General features: G+C 61.7%; 2 protein-coding genes. One reads left to right on the top strand and one right to left on the bottom strand.

What is annotated here, in order from left to right:
- Window positions 1–229: hypothetical protein (locus tag NKH29_RS32500; protein WP_353001423.1), on the bottom strand; the 229-nt coding region annotated here is incomplete at its 3' end.
- A gap of 200 nt (window positions 230–429) precedes the next feature.
- On the opposite strand from NKH29_RS32500, the gene NKH29_RS32495 reads away from it, so the two are divergent.
- The gene (locus NKH29_RS32495; protein WP_353001422.1) at window positions 430–2517 is read left to right on the top strand and encodes a recombinase family protein; all 2088 of its coding nucleotides are present in this window, start codon (window positions 430–432) and stop codon (window positions 2515–2517) included.
- Window positions 2518–2546: the final 29 nt, after the last annotated feature.

The raw sequence follows: 2546 nt of genomic DNA, 5'->3' as shown, positions 1-2546 counted from the left end.
CTGGCATCCGTTGTTTGGGAGCACGTTGCAGGTTTCGCCATTTCGTCGTGGGAAGGCGTTGACGTGCATCTACACGGAGGAGCGTCCTGACCTTTGCCGCGAACTCCCGAATTGGATGTTCGACGCCGGCTACTGCGCGGGCATGACGCTCGGGCGACCCGAAATCGGCATCGAGGGTCTCAATGAGTTGACGATCGTCCTGACGGCGCTCGGCGCGAATCGCAAGCAAGGCGCACAATCCCGCCCTTCAAGGAAGAAGGAGAGGGACGGTGCGAAGAAGCCGATATCACAATCGCGCGCAGCTCATCCTGCAGCTGGAGCGTCAAATTCCTCATCCGCCAGTGGGCAAAAACACGAAGGGACTGGTCGAGACATTGGCCGACCTTCTGCTGGAAGCGCTAGCGGCCGAAGCGGATCAGGGAGGCGGTGATGAACCCGAAGATCACGCCTGATCACCTCGCCCGCTCGGCGGTAGTTTACGTTCGTCAATCGACCATGTCGCAAGTGACGGGCAATCTGGAAAGTCAGCGCCGGCAGTATGACCTGGCGGGAGCCGCAGAAGCGGTCGGCTTTGCATCGGTGACGGTGATCGACGACGATCTTGGCCGCTCGGGGTCCGGCCTGATGCAGCGACCCGGCTTTGAGCGGCTTGTCGCCATGGTCTGCTCCGGCGATGTCGGTGCGGTCTATTGCATCGAGGCGTCACGACTGGCGCGTAACGGACGGGACTGGCATCATCTGATCGACTTGTGCGCGCTGGCCGGCACGCTGGTCGTCGATCCGGATGGCGCATACGATCCGCGGCTCGTCAACGACCGCCTGCTGCTTGGGCTGAAGGGAACGATGTCGGAATACGAACTGAGCCTGATGCGACAGCGCGGCATCGCCGCCCGTGACTCCAAGGCCAAGCGTGGGGAGTTCCGCTTCATGCTTCCGCCAGGCTTCTGCTGGAGCGAGGCCGATAAGGTCGAGATCGATCCTGACGAGCACGTGGCCGACACCATCCGGCTGGTCTTCGCGAAGTTCCGCGAGTTGGGCAGCGCGCGGCAGGTCTTCTTATGGCTGCGATCGGCAGACATTAAAATGCCCGTGGTCCGGCGCAATGTCGAGGTTTGCAAACTCGTCTGGAAGCCTCCCGCCTACCACAGTGTCATGCAGATTCTTCACAATCCGCTTTATGGCGGCGCCTACGCATTCGGCAGAACGGCGCAGCGGACACGGATTGTCGAGGGGCGCGCCCGTAAGGCCAGCGGCTTCAGGAAGTCTCGCGACGAATGGCATGTGTTGTTGCGTGACAATCATCCTGGTTACATCAGCTGGCAGGAATACGAGGAGAATCAGAAGCTCCTGCTCGAGAACGCGCATATGAAGAAGAACTGCGCGCGCAAATCTGCACGTGGAGGCCGCGCCCTGCTCACGGGATTGATGCGTTGTGGACGATGCGGACGAATGATGCGCGTCTTCTATGGCATGGCGAAAGGCAACGCCCATCGCTACCAGTGCCGCGGCGATGATGCCCATGTCGGCGCTGGCCTGTGCATCGGCATTGGCGGTCTGCGGATTGATCGCGCCGTCGCCCTGCAGATCCTAGAAGCCGTCTCCGATCGTGCCGTGGAAGCCGCGATCTTTGCTTCGGAGCAGGCCGAGCGTTCGCGAAAGGACATCGTTGCCGCCGTCGAGCGGGAGCTGGAAGCAGCCCGATACGATGCCTCGCTGGCCGGGCGTCGTTACGAATTGGTCGACCCCGCCAAGCGCCATGTCGCACGCGAACTCGAGGCTCGCTGGAACGATGCGTTGGACCGCGTGGCCACACTGGAGCGCCGGATCGCGGAGCTGTCGGCTCTGTCGGCGAAACGCCCAAAGGTCGATCGCGCCCGTTTGCTTCAGCTTGCCCATGATCTACCGGCGGTATGGAACGCACCCTCAACCGACACTCGGACCAAGCAGCGCCTTATCCATATCCTGGTTCAGGAGATCGTATGTGATCTCGATGAGGCGACCAACGAAGCCGTGCTGCTGATCCATTGGACCGGCGGGCGTCACACCGAGGTGCGTGTTGCCCGCGTCAAGACCGGCCGTTGTCCAGATATGGCGCCGAGCGCCGTCGAAGCACTGCGCAAACTCGCCGGACACTGGCCGGACCGCGAGCTTGCCGTATCGCTCAACCGGATGCGCTGCAAGACCGGCGATGGCGAGACCTGGACGACGGTGCGCGTGCGCGAAATGCGCGAGCGGCTCGGCATACCCGGATACGATCCAGCCAAGGCTGATGGCGAAATGATCAGTCTGATGAAAGCCGCCGAACGGCTTGGCATCTGCGTCGGGTCCGCGAAAAGCTTGGCTCTCAAGGGCATCCTGCCGGCGAAACAGATTCTGCCCGGTTCGCCCTGGCTGGTCCCGGTTGAAGCACTCGCTTCAGAAGCGGTGCGCATAGGGGTGCAAGGTATCGTCGCTCGTCGACCGAAGTTCTACGAGCAATATCAATACGATAAAGTCGTCCGACTGCCCGGACTCTGACAAGGGGATGCATTATGAAACGAACTGCG

Source organism: Mesorhizobium sp. M1295, assembly GCF_040318135.1.
Lineage (GTDB): Bacteria > Pseudomonadota > Alphaproteobacteria > Rhizobiales > Rhizobiaceae > Mesorhizobium.
This window is presented reverse-complemented; position numbering and strand designations above follow the sequence as displayed.

What these genes read in the sequence shown, in the direction of transcription:
- NKH29_RS32495 (WP_353001422.1), top strand. Translation starts at nt 430, where the DNA reads ATGAACCCGAAGATCACGCCTGATCACCTCGCCCGCTCGGCGGTAGTT.